At 58.7% G+C, this 14342-nt stretch carries 12 protein-coding genes; 7 read left to right on the top strand and 5 right to left on the bottom strand.

Annotated features, from left to right (window positions below; genetic code table 11):
* Positions 1–2: 2 nt before the first annotated feature.
* From ABSB80_RS04075 to ABSB80_RS04055, 5 genes are all read left to right on the top strand, one after another.
* Positions 3–1277 (top strand): cysteate synthase, encoded by a 1275-nt coding sequence (locus tag ABSB80_RS04075; protein ID WP_428368439.1) that lies wholly within the window; start codon positions 3–5, stop codon positions 1275–1277.
* Positions 1270–2412: a sulfopyruvate decarboxylase subunit beta gene (gene comE, locus ABSB80_RS04070; RefSeq protein ID WP_428368437.1), complete on the top strand. Its 1143-nt coding sequence runs from the start codon at positions 1270–1272 to the stop codon at positions 2410–2412. The genes ABSB80_RS04075 and comE overlap by 8 nt, the downstream gene beginning before the upstream one ends.
* Before the next feature lie 272 nt (positions 2413–2684).
* Positions 2685–5120: a potassium-transporting ATPase subunit KdpA gene (kdpA, locus tag ABSB80_RS04065; RefSeq protein ID WP_428368435.1), complete on the top strand. Its 2436-nt coding sequence runs from the start codon at positions 2685–2687 to the stop codon at positions 5118–5120.
* Positions 5113–7215 carry a potassium-transporting ATPase subunit KdpB gene (gene kdpB / locus ABSB80_RS04060; protein WP_428368433.1) on the top strand — a complete coding sequence of 701 codons (2103 nt, stop codon included), beginning with the start codon at positions 5113–5115 and terminating at the stop codon, positions 7213–7215. Before kdpA ends, kdpB begins: the two co-directional genes overlap by 8 nt.
* A 36-nt stretch (positions 7216–7251) precedes the next feature.
* Positions 7252–9219, top strand: a complete 1968-nt coding sequence (locus tag ABSB80_RS04055; protein ID WP_428368431.1) for a DUF4118 domain-containing protein — start codon at positions 7252–7254, stop codon at positions 9217–9219.
* Positions 9220–9616: 397 nt separating this feature from the next.
* Here ABSB80_RS04055 and ABSB80_RS04050 read toward each other — a convergent pair whose 3' ends face one another.
* From ABSB80_RS04050 to nifS, 5 genes are all read right to left on the bottom strand, one after another.
* The gene (locus ABSB80_RS04050; protein WP_428368429.1) at positions 9617–10039 is read right to left on the bottom strand and encodes a molybdenum cofactor biosynthesis protein MoaE; all 423 of its coding nucleotides are present in this window, start codon (positions 10037–10039) and stop codon (positions 9617–9619) included.
* A gap of 14 nt (positions 10040–10053) precedes the next feature.
* The gene (locus tag ABSB80_RS04045; RefSeq protein ID WP_428368427.1) at positions 10054–10332 is read right to left on the bottom strand and encodes a MoaD/ThiS family protein; all 279 of its coding nucleotides are present in this window, start codon (positions 10330–10332) and stop codon (positions 10054–10056) included.
* Positions 10329–11087, bottom strand: coding sequence for a HesA/MoeB/ThiF family protein (locus tag ABSB80_RS04040; protein WP_428368425.1), 759 nt, complete (start codon positions 11085–11087; stop codon positions 10329–10331). The genes ABSB80_RS04045 and ABSB80_RS04040 overlap by 4 nt, the downstream gene beginning before the upstream one ends.
* Positions 11088–11292: 205 nt before the next feature.
* Positions 11293–11727, bottom strand: coding sequence for a Fe-S cluster assembly scaffold protein NifU (nifU, locus tag ABSB80_RS04035; RefSeq protein ID WP_428368423.1), 435 nt, complete (start codon positions 11725–11727; stop codon positions 11293–11295).
* On the bottom strand, positions 11717–12916 hold the full coding sequence (nifS, locus tag ABSB80_RS04030; RefSeq protein ID WP_428368421.1) for a cysteine desulfurase NifS: 1200 nt from the start codon (positions 12914–12916) through the stop codon (positions 11717–11719). Before nifS ends, nifU begins: the two co-directional genes overlap by 11 nt.
* Positions 12917–13147: 231 nt before the next feature.
* Between nifS and ABSB80_RS04025 the strand changes: the two genes are divergently transcribed.
* Entirely contained in the window at positions 13148–13495 is a 348-nt protein-coding gene (locus ABSB80_RS04025; protein ID WP_428368789.1) for a transcriptional regulator, read from the top strand.
* 44 nt (positions 13496–13539) lie between these two features.
* Positions 13540–14340 carry an ATP-dependent sacrificial sulfur transferase LarE gene (gene larE / locus ABSB80_RS04020; RefSeq protein WP_428368419.1) on the top strand — a complete coding sequence of 267 codons (801 nt, stop codon included), beginning with the start codon at positions 13540–13542 and terminating at the stop codon, positions 14338–14340.
* Positions 14341–14342: the final 2 nt, after the last annotated feature.

Here is a 14342-nt window from a genome sequence, read left to right as displayed (position 1 = left end):
CCATGATACCCAAGTACCGGGTCCGGTGTGTTGCCGGGAACGAGATCGTGGATGACATCTCCCTCCTCTCCTGCCCGCACCGGCATGATTCGCTGCTCCGGACCGAGTACAGCACCCGGAAACTCCGGCTCGCACCCCACAAAGGCATGTACCGCTACCTGGCATGGCTGCCGGTCAGCGCCCCGCTCCTCCCGTCGGGTGGGCCGGTCACGTTCACGGATCCGGGACTCTCCCGCGAGCTCGGGCTCCCGGGCCTCTCCATCTCGTTCTCCGGTTATTTCCCCGAACGTGGGGCGGACCTCACCACCTGCTCCTTCAAGGAACTTGAGGCATCGCCCACTATGCAGCGGCTGCAGGAACTTGGCGGTAAGATCCCGGTGATCGCCTCGGCCGGCAATACCGGCAGGGCCTTTGCGGAACTCTCGGCACGGTGCAGGCGGCCGGTCGTTATCGTGATCCCGGAGAAAGCGGTTCCCCGGCTCTGGACTACGGAGCCGGCGCAGGATATCTTCCTTGTCGCCGTGAGAGGAGACTATTCGGATGCGATCGCGGTCAGCACCACCCTCGCCGCAGTCCCCGGGTGCATACCGGAAGGCGGGGCGAAGAACGTGGCCCGGCGGGACGGGATGGGCACGGTGATGCTCGATGCCGCCGCGACCACCGGCAGGATCCCTGGTCACTATTTCCAGGCGGTGGGGAGCGGTACCGGGGCGATCGCCGCGTGGGAAGCCGCGATACGGCTCATCCGCGACGGCTCATACGGGCAGCAGCTGCCCCGGCTCCACCTGGCCCAGAATGAGCCCTTTACGCCGATGGTCTCGGCCTGGGCGGCACACCGGCGCGAGATCGTCCCCGCGGAGGATATGCCCGACGCGGCGGAGAGTATCGGAAAGGTCATGTCCGATGTGCTGACGAACCGGAACCCGCCGTACGGTATCCGCGGCGGTCTTTTTGACGCTCTCCAGGAGACGCGGGGACGTATGTACGGCGTCAGGAATGAGGAGGGGGCGGATGCGGAGAAGCTGATCCGTGAGACCGTGGGGATCGATCCCGATCCCGCGGCTGCCATCGCCACCGCAGCGCTCGTACAGGCAGTGGAAAAAGATATCATCGGCCCCGGCGACCATATTCTCCTGAACCTGACGGGCGGAGGATACGAGCGGATCCGGGAAGATTTTACGCTCTACCCGATCAGCCCTTCCGCCACGGTCTTTCCGGGTGAATCGCGAGACGAACTCGTGGCCGGGCTCAGGGAGTGGATCTCACGCTATGGATGAAGACCGGGTCATTGCCGAATTAAAAAGCCAGAGGATCGATCTCGTCTCTGCAATACCCTGTGACAAGGCACGGGGACTCTTCTTCCGGCTCCCGGAAGAATTCCGGCACATCGGCCTCACCCGGGAAGAAGACGGCGTGGGGATCTCCGCGGGGGCATTCCTCGCGGGGGCCCGCCCTCTGATCGCACTCCAGAGTTCCGGCCTCGGGAACATGCTGAACGCGATCCTCTCCCTCACGACCACGTACGGCCTCCCGCTCCCGATCCTTGCCAGCTGGCGGGGAGGGGAGGGCGAGGCCATCCCGGCACAGGTCCCCTTCAACCGCCCCCTCCCCCGCATTCTCTCGGCCGCAGGGATCCCCTTCACCATCCTTTCGGGCCCGGACAATCCCCGGGAGATTGGTGATGCGATCTCCTCCGCATACGAAAACCGGTCGCCCCACGTGATCCTTGTCCCGCCCGGGTGTATCGGGGAGAGCACCTGTACTGCGGGCTGCGCAGTTCCCCGGGGCGCCCGTCCATCGAAGATCTGCTATGAAAGGAACTGGCGGACACCGCTGATGACCCGGTTCGATGCCATCCGGACGATCGCTTCACGCGTGGAGGAAGAGGTGCTGGTCTCCAACATCGGTGTGCCCTCAAAAGAGTTGTATGCCGCACGGGACCGGCCCGGAAATTTCTACATGCTGGGAAGTTACACCCAGGCTTCGGCAATCGGGCTTGGCATTGCCACGGTCAGGCCGGAGAAGCAGGTTATCGTGCTGGACGGCGACGGGAGCCTGCTTGGTTCCTCCATCCTTCCGGTGATCGGGGCGGCAGCACCGGAGAATCTCACGGTCGTCGGCCTTGACAACGGGGTCTTCGGCAGTACCGGCAACCAGCCGCGCCCGGGGTGCGACACGGCTGACCTCGCCCTCATGGCTACAGCCGCAGGTTTTAACCAGAGCATGACCGTCCACGAACCCCGGGAACTGGAAGCGGCCATCGGGTCTTCTGCCCGGGGCGGGCCTTCCTTTATCCATGCCCGTATACAGCCCGGTAACCGCGACGTGCCGAATATCCCGCTCAGCCCGGAACAGATCCGGGACCGGTTCATGACAGCACTTGAAACGATCCCCGGTCATACGAAGAAGTGATGGCATCCGGGCAGAGCCCTCGCAGGGAAAATTTCGGCGGCATCAGCATCTGTTCCCCGGAAAATTCCGCGCGGTCACAAGTTTTTATATAAAGAATAGCTGGAAGTACTTTTCCACCCAAAGGATTTTTTTCGTCATATCTTTCTGTTTCACCAGATCCCCGGGACCACCATGGTTTTCAATGGGCATAAATACTCAAAACCAGCACGCTGGTAATGTGAATGCTCCGTACTCCAGGGTCAGGGGCATATCTCCAGAAAGGCGGTCACGTTATGACCACAGGCACCATTCAGTCCATGATCAGAAAGCAGATCAAACCGGCAATCGTCATTTTTTTACTCCTCACGCTTGTCACGGGGATCGTGTACCCCCTGTTTGTCACCGGCATCGCACAAATGATCTTTCCCGTCCAGGCAAACGGGAACCTGATCGAACACAACGGCAAAGTTGTGGGTTCGGCACTGGTAGGCCAGCCTTTTGATTCCCCGGAATACTTCTGGGGCCGCCCCTCGGCAACATCACCATTCCCCTATAATGCCGGAGCATCGTCAGGCTCGAATCTCGGGCCGAATAATCCTGCGCTCATCGATGCCGTGAAAGCCCGTGTCGATGCCCTCCATGCCGCAGACCCCGGGAATGTGCAGGCGATTCCCGTGGATCTGGTCACGGCATCCGCAAGCGGCCTTGACCCGGACATATCGATCGCTGCCGCAGAGTACCAGGTACCCCGCATTGCGCGGGATCGGAACCTGAGCGAACAGGATGTCCATGCGCTGGTCGCGCAGCAGATCGAACCCCGACAGTTCGGAATCTTCGGTGAGCCACGGGTCAACGTCCTCTCCCTGAACCTCGCGCTCGATGACCTCAGTGCAGGGCGCATCACCGTCTCATCGCAGCCATTGTCATGGTCCACCCAGCTCCAGATATATTTCCAGACCCCGATGTTCGGCATGCGCATGTCAGACTGGCTCCAGCTGATCCTCTTTATCATCGTGATTGCCTTCTGCGTCGTCCCGCTCGGGGCATGGATGGCGAAGGTTTATACCGGGAAGCCCAATTTCCTGACACCGTTGAGCGACTTTGTCGAACAGAAATTCCTTGCACTGGGAGGTGTGGACGGGACTGAGGAGATGGACTGGAAGGAGTTTGCCATCGCCCTCATGGTCTTTACGGTCCCCTGTATCCTCGTCGTATTCCTCCTCCAGCTCGTCCAGCAGTACCTCCCGCTCAATCCCGCCGGGCTCGGGCCGGTGCCATGGGACCTCTCCCTGAACACCGCAGTCAGTTTTGCCACCAACACGAACTGGCAGGCCTACGTGCCGGAAGTCACGGTCAGTTACCTCACCCAGATGGCCGGGCTCGCCGTACAGAACTTCCTGTCTGCGGCAAAAGGCATGGCTGTGCTGATAGCACTCATCTTTGCATTCTCCCGGCGATCGGGCACCACCATCGGCAACTTCTGGGTGCTCCTCATCCGGAGCGTCATGATCCTGCTGCCAATCTGCCTCGCGATCGCGCTCGTGCTGGTCTGGCAGGGGGTCCCCCAGACCTTCAGCGGCCCGGTCACCGTCCCGCTCCTCGACCCGGTGAATGACAGCAACGGGAATCCTGTCACTACCCAGACGATCCCGCTCGGGCCGGCGGCATCCCAGATCGCGATCAAGCAGCTGGGCACGAACGGGGGAGGATTCTATAACGCCAACTCCGCCCACCCACTTGAGAATCCCACGCCGTTCTCCAACTTCCTTGAGACACTGGCTATCCTCTTCATCCCCACGGCACTCTGTTACACCTTCGGGAAGATGATCGGCTCGGGGCGCAAAGGGATCGCCCTGCTGATGGCGATGACTATCATCTTCCTGCCGCTTGCCGGTATCGCCATCTATTCGGAGCTGGGCGGGAACCCGGCATTCACGCCACTGGGCATCGACCAGGACCCCGGGCATGCGCAGCCGGGAGGGAACATGGAAGGCAAGGAAGTCCGGTTCGGGATCGTCCCGTCGGCATTCTTCTCAGTGGTCACGACGGTGACCTCCTGCGGGGCGGTCGACTCGATGCATGATTCCTTCATGCCGCTTGGCGGATTGGTCCAGATGTTCGATATGCAGCTCGGGGAGGTGGTCTATGGCGGAGTGGGATCGGGGCTTTACGGCATGCTCGTCTTTGCCATCATCGCCATGTTCATTGCCGGCCTGATGGTCGGCCGGACCCCGGAACTCTATGGCAAGAAGATCGAACAGCATGAGATGAAGCTCTCCACCATCATCATTCTCGTCCCGATCTTCCTGATCCTCATCCTCACATCCCTTGCAGTACTGACTGACCCGGGCAAAGCGGGGGCGTTCAACCCGGGCCCGCACGGGTTCTCCGAGATCCTGTACGCCTTCTCGTCCACATCCCAGAACAATGGCAGCGCCTTTGCCGGGCTCAATGCCAACAGCCTCTTCTATAACCTTACGACCGCATTCACCATGTTCGTAGGACGGTACCTCGTGGCTATCCTGACCCTCGCCCTTGCCGGTGCGCTCGTCACCAAGAAGATAGTCCCGGTCAGCGGAGGCACCCTGCGGGATCACCGCCCGCTCTTCATCATCTGGCTCGTGTTTGTCATTCTCATTATCGGGGGCCTGAGTTTCCTGCCCGCCCTTTCGCTCGGGCCTGTTGCAGAATTCCTGAATATGGCCGCGGGGGGGATCATCCATGTCTGAACATGGAAAGACACGAAATGCCTATGATACCCCGGGTCTCTACCGGAGGGCGGTCTTCGATGCATTCATCAAACTGGATCCCCGCACCCTGATCCGGAACCCGGTGATGTTTACCGTGGAAGTCGGCAGCGTGATCACGACCCTGCTCTGGCTCCAGGCACTCACCGGAGCGGGGGAAGCCCCGGCCGGGTTCATCGGCGCAGTCTCGGCCTGGCTCTGGTTCACCGTACTGTTTGCGAACTTTGCCGAAGCCCTTGCTGAAGGCAGGGGAAAGGCACAGGCCGACTCCCTGCGTAAAATGCGGCAGGACACAGCAGCAAAAAAACTGCATCCCGGCCACGTGATCACCAAGGGGAGGGAGCCGTCATCCCTCGATTATATTGAAGTCTCATCCTCCACGCTGCGCAAGTCTGATCTCTTCTATGTTAGGGCAGGCGACACGATACCGGTTGACGGGGAGATTATCGAAGGGATCGCATCCGTCAACGAGAGCGCCATCACCGGGGAGAGCGCGCCGGTCATCCGGGAATCCGGCGGGGACCGGAGTGCGGTCACCGGAGGGACCGCGATCCTGTCCGACTGGCTCGTTGTCAGGGTCAGCGCGAACCCGGGCGAAGGGTTCCTCGATCACATGATCAGCCTCATCGAGGGGGCAAAAAGGCAGAAGACCCCGAACGAGATAGCCCTCAATATCCTGCTCATCGGCCTGACCGCCGTCTTCATCCTTGTCTCCGCCAGCCTCTATGCCTTCTCGAAATACAGTGTCGGGGCTGCCGGCGCGGGCACTACCGTGACGATCACGGTCCTTGTCGCCCTTTTCGTCTGCCTCGCACCGACAACTATCGGCGGGTTGCTCAGTGCGATCGGCATAGCGGGTATGGATCGCCTGATCCAGCGCAATGTGATCACGACTTCAGGCCGGGCCATCGAGGCTGCCGGTGACGTGGATGTCCTCCTGCTGGACAAGACCGGAACCATCACGCTCGGCAACCGCCAGGCCGTAGAACTGATCCCGGTAGACAACAGCGACATCATGGATCTGGCCGAAACCGCGCAGCTTGCCTCCCTCGCCGATGAGACTCCTGAAGGCCGGAGTATCGTTGTGCTCGTCAAGGAAAAATATAATCTCCGCGGCCGGTCGGTCGCGTCCACAGATGCCGGTACTGATACCCGGTTCATCCCGTTCACGAGCCAGACACGGATGAGCGGGGTTGATCAGGGAGAACTCCGCATCCGCAAGGGTGCTGCAGACGTCATGTTCCGGTACATTGAATCGCAGGGCCAAGCCGTCTCCGGCAATCTTCGCCAGGAAGTGGACACCATCTCCCGTGCCGGGGGTACTCCCCTCGTCGTGACGCGTAACGGACAGGCATTGGGCGTGATCCATCTCAAGGATATTGTCAAGGGAGGCATCAAGGAGCGGTTTGCCCAGCTCCGGAAGATGGGGATCAAAACCGTCATGATTACCGGGGATAACCGTCTCACCGCAGCAACCATCGCGGCAGAAGCCGGGGTGGACGATTTCCTTGCAGAGGCCACGCCCGAAAGCAAGCTCAAACTCATACGGGAGTACCAGACCGGCGGGAGGATGGTCGCGATGACCGGGGACGGCACCAACGATGCCCCTGCGCTCGCTCAGGCAGATGTCGCGGTTGCGATGAATACCGGCACCCAGCCGGCCCGGGAAGCGGCAAATATGGTCGACCTGGACTCCAATCCCACGAAACTGATCGAGATCGTGGAGATCGGAAAGCAGCTCCTGATGACCAGGGGGTCACTGACCACGTTCTCTATTGCCAACGATGTAGCGAAGTATTTCGCCATCATCCCGGTCGCATTCGCCTCCACCTATCCCTCCCTTGCCACCCTCAATGTGCTCGGGCTGCACAACGGTATCCTCTCGGCGGTGATCTTCAACGCCATTATCATCGTCCTCCTCATCCCGCTCGCCCTTCGGGGCGTAAAATACCGGGCCATGTCGGCAGAAGAGGCGCTCCGCAACAACATCCTCATCTATGGCGTCGGAGGGCTTATTGCCCCGTTCATTGGAATAAAGATCATTGATATGCTTCTGATAGTGCTGGGAGTACATTGATGCTGCTGATGCTGCCCGGAGTGTGACGCGCTACCCATGGCCGTCCCCTTAGAATGCCGCCCCGATCCGGACACCCTCCTCGCCCACGTCCAGGGCGAGGAGCGGCAGAAGCACCGGGGCAGCCTCAAGATCTTCCTGGGATACATCGCTGGCGTTGGCAAGACCTACGAGATGCTGAAAGCAGCGCACCTCCGAAAAAACGAAGGGATTGATGTAAAGATCGGCTATGTCGAAACTCATGGCAGGCCGGAGACCGAAGCGCTGGTAGAAGGCCTCCAGGCAGTTCCCCGGAAGGAGGTGGAATACCGGGGCGTGAGGATCCCGGAGATGGACCTCGACGCGATACTTCAGTGCCATCCGGGGCTCGTGCTCGTGGACGAGCTCGCCCATACCAATGCCCCGGGGTCGCGCCACCCCAAACGCTACCAGGATGTCGAGGAACTGCTCGACGCGGGGATCGATGTCTATACGACCCTGAATGTCCAGCATGTCGAGAGCCTCAATGACGTGGTCGCCCAGATCTCCGGGATCATCGTCCGGGAGACCATTCCCGACCGGGTGATCGACGAGGCTGCCGAGATCGAGCTCGTTGACCTCGCCCCACCGGAACTGCTCCAGCGGCTCAGGGAAGGTAAAGTGTATGTCCCTGACATGGCACAGCGGGCGATCGAGCAGTTCTTCAACGAGGGTAACCTCTACGCTCTGCGGGAGCTGGCCCTCCGGCGCGCCGCGGAACGGGTCGATAACCAGATGCTCGCCTACATGCAGACGCGGGCGATACCCGGCCCATGGGCCGCGAGCGAACACCTGCTGGTCTGCATCGGACCAGGGCCGCTCTCGGAGAGGCTTGTCAGGACTGCACGCCGCCAGGCTGACCGCACGAATGCCTCGTGGAGCGCGATCTACATCGAAACCCCCTCCCACCACCGACTTTCCAAGGAAGGGAAGGAACAGCTCTGGCGCACCCTCCAGCTCGCGGAGAAACTCGGCGCCACGACTGCCACCGTCTTCGGGCTCAACGTAGCGTCAACGGCCCTTGATTATGCCCGCAGGCACAATGTGACCAGGATCATTATCGGCAAGACCCTCCGGGCGCGGTGGAAGGAGTATCTTTTTGGCTCGGTTGTCGACCAGCTCATCCACAACAGCGGCCCCATCGATGTTTACGTGATCAGCAGCGGCAAGGATGTACAGGAAGAGCCGGTGGAGATGGAGCCGCTTCTCCCGGCAACCCCGCCAAAGGACTACATGGCAAGCTTTTTCCTGGTCGTAGGTGTCACCATCATCGGATGGCTGATCCACTGGGTTATATCACCGACGAACCTTGCGATGCTTTACCTTCTGGCTGTCGTGGCGGTCGCGTGGCGGAGGGGGCTCCGCCCCGCCATCTTCACCAGTATCATCGGGGTCCTCGCATTTGATTTCTTCTTCACCTCCCCCCACCTGGAATTCAGGATCTCGGACACGGAATACCTGATCACGTTTGCCGGGATGATTATTGTCGGCGCCGTGGTCAGCCTTCTCGTTGCACGGGCCCGCGAACACGCCGATGCCGCCCAGATCCGGGAAAAAGAGACCGGCACGCTCTATGCCCTTTCCCAAGACCTCGCGGTGGCTGTCACGACTGACGCAATTATCAACGCAGTCCGGAAGCATATCACCGAGATCTTCCAGTGGGATTCGGTGTTTCTTCTTCCCCGGGAGAACCGCCTGATCGTACATTCGGCCAGCGAAAGGCTGGTCCTCGACGGGGATGACATTGCCGTTGCAACATGGGCGTACCAGCACGGGGCCGTTGCCGGTTACGATACCGACACCCTCCATGGATCGCGGCTGCGGTACATCCCGCTCCAGGGCACGCAGGGGGTCGTCGGCATCATGGGTGTCAAGCCCACCGAACTGAACGGGTTCATTAGTCCTGAACAGTCAAGGATCCTGACCGCCTTTGCCAACCAGACAGCTCTCGCCCTTGAACGGGTGAACCTGACCATCACGAGGAGATAGGAAAGCAGGGAAGTGGTGCATTCCACAGATCTTGTCTCAGGTTACGATTTTTTTAAACGATGAAAAGGTTCGGCTCTTTAGAAATAATGAGAAACGAAATTGAACCTGAATAATGAAAGTTACTAAAAAGATCGATATTTGCGACGGCTCCCCGCCTCAGGGCCCCTACGGGGCACGGCGGGGCAAGGAGTTTTTTTCAGTCACTGATCCCCACCGCGGGGAGTCAATCGTCGCATCAGGAAGGATTGGCCGAGGAAGAACTCATCAGAGTTCTTTGACTAAGAACAGGTTGCGAAGCGACCTGTGAGTGGCGAAGAACTCATCAGAGTTCTTCGACTGCTACGGCGTTCATCCCAAAGGATTACGAAGGAACTCTAAATCGAAAAAACACGATGATCTACTCACTCTTTCCTGAACCATGCGGGTGTTCACCGGGCACCCAACGCCCTCCATCCCGGGTCAGCTCCTTCTTCCAGATCGGCACGCCCTTTTTTATCTCTTCGATGATGTAGCGTGAACCCGCATACGCTTCCGGACGGTGGCCGGCACTGACGACAATGATAAGGATGTTCTCTCCTACCGAAAGCCGGCCAATCCGGTGAATGATATCGACATGGAAAAGGTCATGGAGCCTCGTTGCATCCTCCGCAATCTTCTCGAGTTCCCGGCGTGCGACCTCCTCGTACGCCTCGAGCTCCATCTCACGGATATCATCATCCCGGACAACCCCGTCAAACACGACAACGGCCCCGGTACCCGCCCGCTTCGCGTCGTTGATCAGCCTGCCGATATCGACATCTTCGTGCTGGATGGCAATCATGATACCCCGGTTATTCATCCCCCGGCGACAGGGGGGAATACCGCAATCTCGTCGCCATCTGTCACCGTGAGCGTGACTGCATCGGACGCCTCAAGCCGCTTCCCGTTCCGCATCAGGATGACGAACTCCCGGAAATTGCCGTTCCCGTCAAAGATGGCGTCATATCCTTCCCTGTTCTTCTTTGCAATGTCCTTTACCAGACTCGCAAAGACGGTTCCACTCTCTGGTTCTGCAAGAATATCCGTCCCGAGCAGTTCCCGGAACCGGGCAAAAAACCGTACCTTGACTGTCATCTCTTTCTCTCCGTTGTTGTCTTTCTGGTATTCTTCCCGCCGCATACCGGACAGGCCGGGTTTCTCTCAACGCAGATCTCCTCCGCACGTGCTTCCAAGCCGTCCCAGAGGAAGAGCCGGTCTGTCAGGAGCCTGCCTTCGTGGGTGAGATATTTCAGTACTTCTGTTGCCTGCACCATCCCGATGAGCCCGGGGGTCACCCCCACCACCGGGAAGACTTCCTTTGGAGGAGCGCTCGGGAAGATACACCTGAGACACGGAGTCACTCCCGGAATGATAGTCGTTGCCTGCCCGTATAACCCGCGTATCGCGCCGTGGAAGAGCGGGATGTTCTTTGTTATTGCCGCTTCGTTGAGGAGGTAACGGGTGGGGAAATTGTCCATCGCGTCTACGATGCCATCGGCACTGCCGGCAAGGCTGAGGACATTCGTTTCGTCGATGGTGGTATCGATGACCTTCACCCTGATATCCGGGTTGATCTCGCGCAGCTTCTCTTCTGCAGAAACGGTCTTCTTCTTCCCGATGTCCCGGTCATAGTGCAGGATCTGGCGGTTGAGATTGGTCTGGTCCACGACATCCATGTCGACGAGCGTGATCGTTCCGACGCCGGCAACCGCAAGGTAGATGGATATGGGACAGCCCAGTCCCCCGGCGCCAGCGATAAATATTTTTGATTTTTTCAGCTTTTCCTGCCCTTCTTCACCGAAGAGCAAGATCTGTCGTTTGTACCTGTCGAGTTCACGTTGGGATAACATGCATCACCTAACTTCCGCCGGGGTGTCCGAAATTAGTCCGGGCGGGGCGTCCGGTTCATTCTCCGGAAACTTAGTTTCATCATTGTCGGGAGGATTATTTATTGAATTTCGTCTCGGCAAATTTTTCCTGATCCCCGGCTTCATCAGGATATTCTGCAAAATTCCCTTCCGGACCGCGGCACTTTGCCTCCAGGCCGATCCGGAGCTAATGCTGGCAGGTCAGATCTTCCTCGTGGTCGTGGGAATGAGGGTTCTTCTCCTCCCACTCGGGCAGCCCGTGTCTCTTCCGGTAATCGTTGATTGCTTTGTGGATACCTTCCTCCGCAAGCACCGAACAGTGCATCTTGATCGGCGGGAGTCCCTCGAGGGCTTCTGCCACCGCCTTGTTGGACACCTCCCAGGCTTCCTCGAGGGTCTTTCCCCGGACCAGTTCGGTTGCCATGCTGCTGGACGCGATTGCAGCACCGCACCCGAATGTCTTGAATTTTGCATCGGTGACAATATTATTCTCGATCTTCAGGAAGATCTTCATGATGTCCCCGCAGACCGGGTTCCCGACTTCCCCGACTCCGTCAGGGTTCTCTATCTCGCCCACGTTGCGGGGGTTCTTGAAATGGTCCATGACCTTGTCACTGTACATTGCAGCCTCCTTCCTTCCCGCTCTTCTGGTACAAGGGAGACATGTCCCTCAAACGGGATACAACCTTCGGAAGCACATCCAGCACGAAATCCACGTCTGCCTCCGTGTTCACGTTCCCGAGAGTAAGGCGGAGAGACCCGTGGGATATCTCTACCGGGAGACCGGTCGCCAGCAGGACGTGCGAGGGTTCGAGGGATCCTGACGTGCAGGCGCTGCCGGTCGAGGCACAGATCCCTTCGTCGTCCAGCCAGAGGAGCATAGACTCGCCTTCGATGAACTCGAAACTGATGTTGATATTCCCGGGCAACCGTTTTTCCGGGTGGCCGTTGAGGTAGGCATGCGGTATCTTTTCCACGATCCCCTTGAGAAGACGGTCCCGCATTGCCCGGATCCGCCGGTTATGTCCCTCGATATCAGCCGTTGCAAACTCGATAGCTCTTCCAAGCCCGACGATGCCGGCAATATTTTCCGTACCGGCACGACGCCGGCGCTCCTGACCTCCGCCATGGATCAGGTTGTCGATCTTTACCCCTTTCCGGATATAGAGGGCCCCCACACCTTTCGGGCCGTAGAACTTGTGGGCGGAGAGCGAGAGCAGGTCGATGTTCTGGGCCCTGACGTCGACCGGAACATTCCCGATGACCTGAACGGCATCGGTATGGAAATACACCTTGTGCCTGCGGGCAATTGCCCCCAGTTCAGCGATGGGTTCGATGGTGCCGATCTCGTTGTTGGCATACATGATCGTGATGAGGATAGTCTTGTCCGTGATGGCTTTTTCAAGTTCCGCAGGGTCGACAAGCCCGTATTTGTCTACCGGCAGATAGGTAACGGCAAAACCTTGATTTTCCAGGTACTCGCAGGTATGGAGAACGGCATGGTGTTCAATTTTGGTGGTGATGATATGGTTGCCCTTCTTCCGGTTGGCAAATGCAATACCCTTGATGGCCCAGTTGTCGGATTCGCTCCCGCAGGAGGTGAAGTATATCTCCTCCGGGTCTGCGCCAAGCGCCTTTGCGACCTGCGCACGGGCAATGTCAATAGCATTTTTGGAAGCGCGTGCGATGCTGTAAATGGAGGAGGGATTGCCAAAGTTTTCCGCATGATAGGGAATCATTGCGTCCAGTACTTCCTTCCGGGTGTACGTGGTCGCCGAGTGATCCATGTAGACGAGGCGTTTTTCTCCCATGCTCTTCTCCGTATACCTGATTATGTGCGCCGTTCACGGGATTATTCTTTCCCTACACGCTGGCGCCGTGACCAGCAACCTTTCCGGCCGCTGCCTTGCGGGGACTCCCGGGGAATGCAATCCCTACCGGACGGGAATAAAGGGCAGGATTTATCTGCTGTCAGGACAAATTCACAATTGTGAATGCAATCTATTATGTCGGGATTGTAACAACATAAAGGTTGTGTTGTGATGGAATCTCCTTGCCAGAAGATCGTTTGGGATGTCCTGCCCGCAATCCGGGCGGCAATCGCGGTGGAGCTTGTCAAGTGCGGCGTCTCCCAGGTGGAAGCGGCGCGGATGCTCGAGATTGCACCCTCCGCAGTGTCGCAGTACCTGTCGGGGAAACGCGGGTACCGGATCGAATTTGAGAATGAGGTGAAAAAGTCCATCGAGCAATTGGCGCAGGACCTCAGGGACGGCAGGAACGTGAACCTCGTCCAGCGCACCTGTGACATCTGCCACCAGTTGCGGGAAGGCGAGGAGAGCCAGTGCGGCAGCTCCTCAGACGCACCATCCAGAGAACGGTGCGGTTCATAAATCCACTCTTTCCTCCCATCCGTTTTGCCGCGTGTGATGACACCATGAGCGTTTCAGAAAAAAAACAGGTTCTCCTTGGGAATATCCGTAAACAGGGTTCGATGCTCGTAGCCTTTTCCGGGGGAGTCGACAGCACCCTCCTGGCAGCCCTTGCACGGCAGGTACTGGGAGAGCGAGCCCGCTGCGTGCTCCTTGACAGTCCCGTGGTTCCCCGGTCAGCAGTGGAACAGGCAGAACAGATTGCCGGAGAACTGGGACTCGCGCTCGATATCATCCGCGTCCCGCAGATGGATGATGAAGAATTCTGTAAAAATTCATCAGACCGGTGCTATTACTGTAAGAAAATCTCAGCTGAGTACCTGAAGAAACGGGCAGGAGAACTGGGCCTTGCATGTATTGCGGACGGTATCAATGTCTCGGACATGGGCGAGCACCGCCCGGGCCTCACCGCGTCTACCGAGGAGGGGATCCTCCACCCGTTCATAGAGTCGGGAATAACCAAACAGGATATCCGCGCCATCGCAAAAGCGTGCGGCCTCCCGGTCTGGCAGAAACCGTCGGCTGCCTGCTTATCATCGCGTATTCCCTACGGAGACCCCATAACCCCGGAAAAACTCCGCAGGATCGAAGAGGCAGAAGCCTTTCTGGCAGGACTGGGGATTGGTCAGCTGAGGGTCCGCATGCACGGGAACATTGCCCGGATAGAAGTACATAAAGAGGATATGGGAAAAATACTGGATCTGCAGAGCACCATTGCAGGAAAACTCCGGGGTATCGGGTTTTCCTACGTCACACTCGACCTCGAGGGCTATCGCAGCGGCAGCATGGATGAAGTCCTGAAATAATG

This window comes from Methanoregula sp. (assembly GCF_050010295.1).
Classification (GTDB): domain Archaea; phylum Halobacteriota; class Methanomicrobia; order Methanomicrobiales; family Methanospirillaceae; genus Methanoregula.
The sequence above is the reverse complement of the archived record's forward strand: the minus strand, read 5'-3'. Positions and strand labels throughout refer to the sequence as shown.

What these genes read in the sequence shown, in the direction of transcription:
- larE (WP_428368419.1), top strand. Translation starts at nt 13,540, where the DNA reads ATGAGCGTTTCAGAAAAAAAACAGGTTCTCCTTGGGAATATCCGTAAA.
- kdpA (WP_428368435.1), top strand. Translation starts at nt 2,685, where the DNA reads ATGACCACAGGCACCATTCAGTCCATGATCAGAAAGCAGATCAAACCG.
- ABSB80_RS04050 (WP_428368429.1), bottom strand. Translation starts at nt 10,039, where the DNA reads ATGATTGCCATCCAGCACGAAGATGTCGATATCGGCAGGCTGATCAAC.
- comE (WP_428368437.1), top strand. Translation starts at nt 1,270, where the DNA reads ATGGATGAAGACCGGGTCATTGCCGAATTAAAAAGCCAGAGGATCGAT.
- ABSB80_RS04075 (WP_428368439.1), top strand. Translation starts at nt 3, where the DNA reads ATGATACCCAAGTACCGGGTCCGGTGTGTTGCCGGGAACGAGATCGTG.
- ABSB80_RS04055 (WP_428368431.1), top strand. Translation starts at nt 7,252, where the DNA reads ATGGCCGTCCCCTTAGAATGCCGCCCCGATCCGGACACCCTCCTCGCC.
- nifS (WP_428368421.1), bottom strand. Translation starts at nt 12,916, where the DNA reads ATGGGAGAAAAACGCCTCGTCTACATGGATCACTCGGCGACCACGTAC.
- ABSB80_RS04025 (WP_428368789.1), top strand. Translation starts at nt 13,148, where the DNA reads ATGGAATCTCCTTGCCAGAAGATCGTTTGGGATGTCCTGCCCGCAATC.
- kdpB (WP_428368433.1), top strand. Translation starts at nt 5,113, where the DNA reads ATGTCTGAACATGGAAAGACACGAAATGCCTATGATACCCCGGGTCTC.
- ABSB80_RS04040 (WP_428368425.1), bottom strand. Translation starts at nt 11,087, where the DNA reads ATGTTATCCCAACGTGAACTCGACAGGTACAAACGACAGATCTTGCTC.
- ABSB80_RS04045 (WP_428368427.1), bottom strand. Translation starts at nt 10,332, where the DNA reads ATGACAGTCAAGGTACGGTTTTTTGCCCGGTTCCGGGAACTGCTCGGG.
- nifU (WP_428368423.1), bottom strand. Translation starts at nt 11,727, where the DNA reads ATGTACAGTGACAAGGTCATGGACCATTTCAAGAACCCCCGCAACGTG.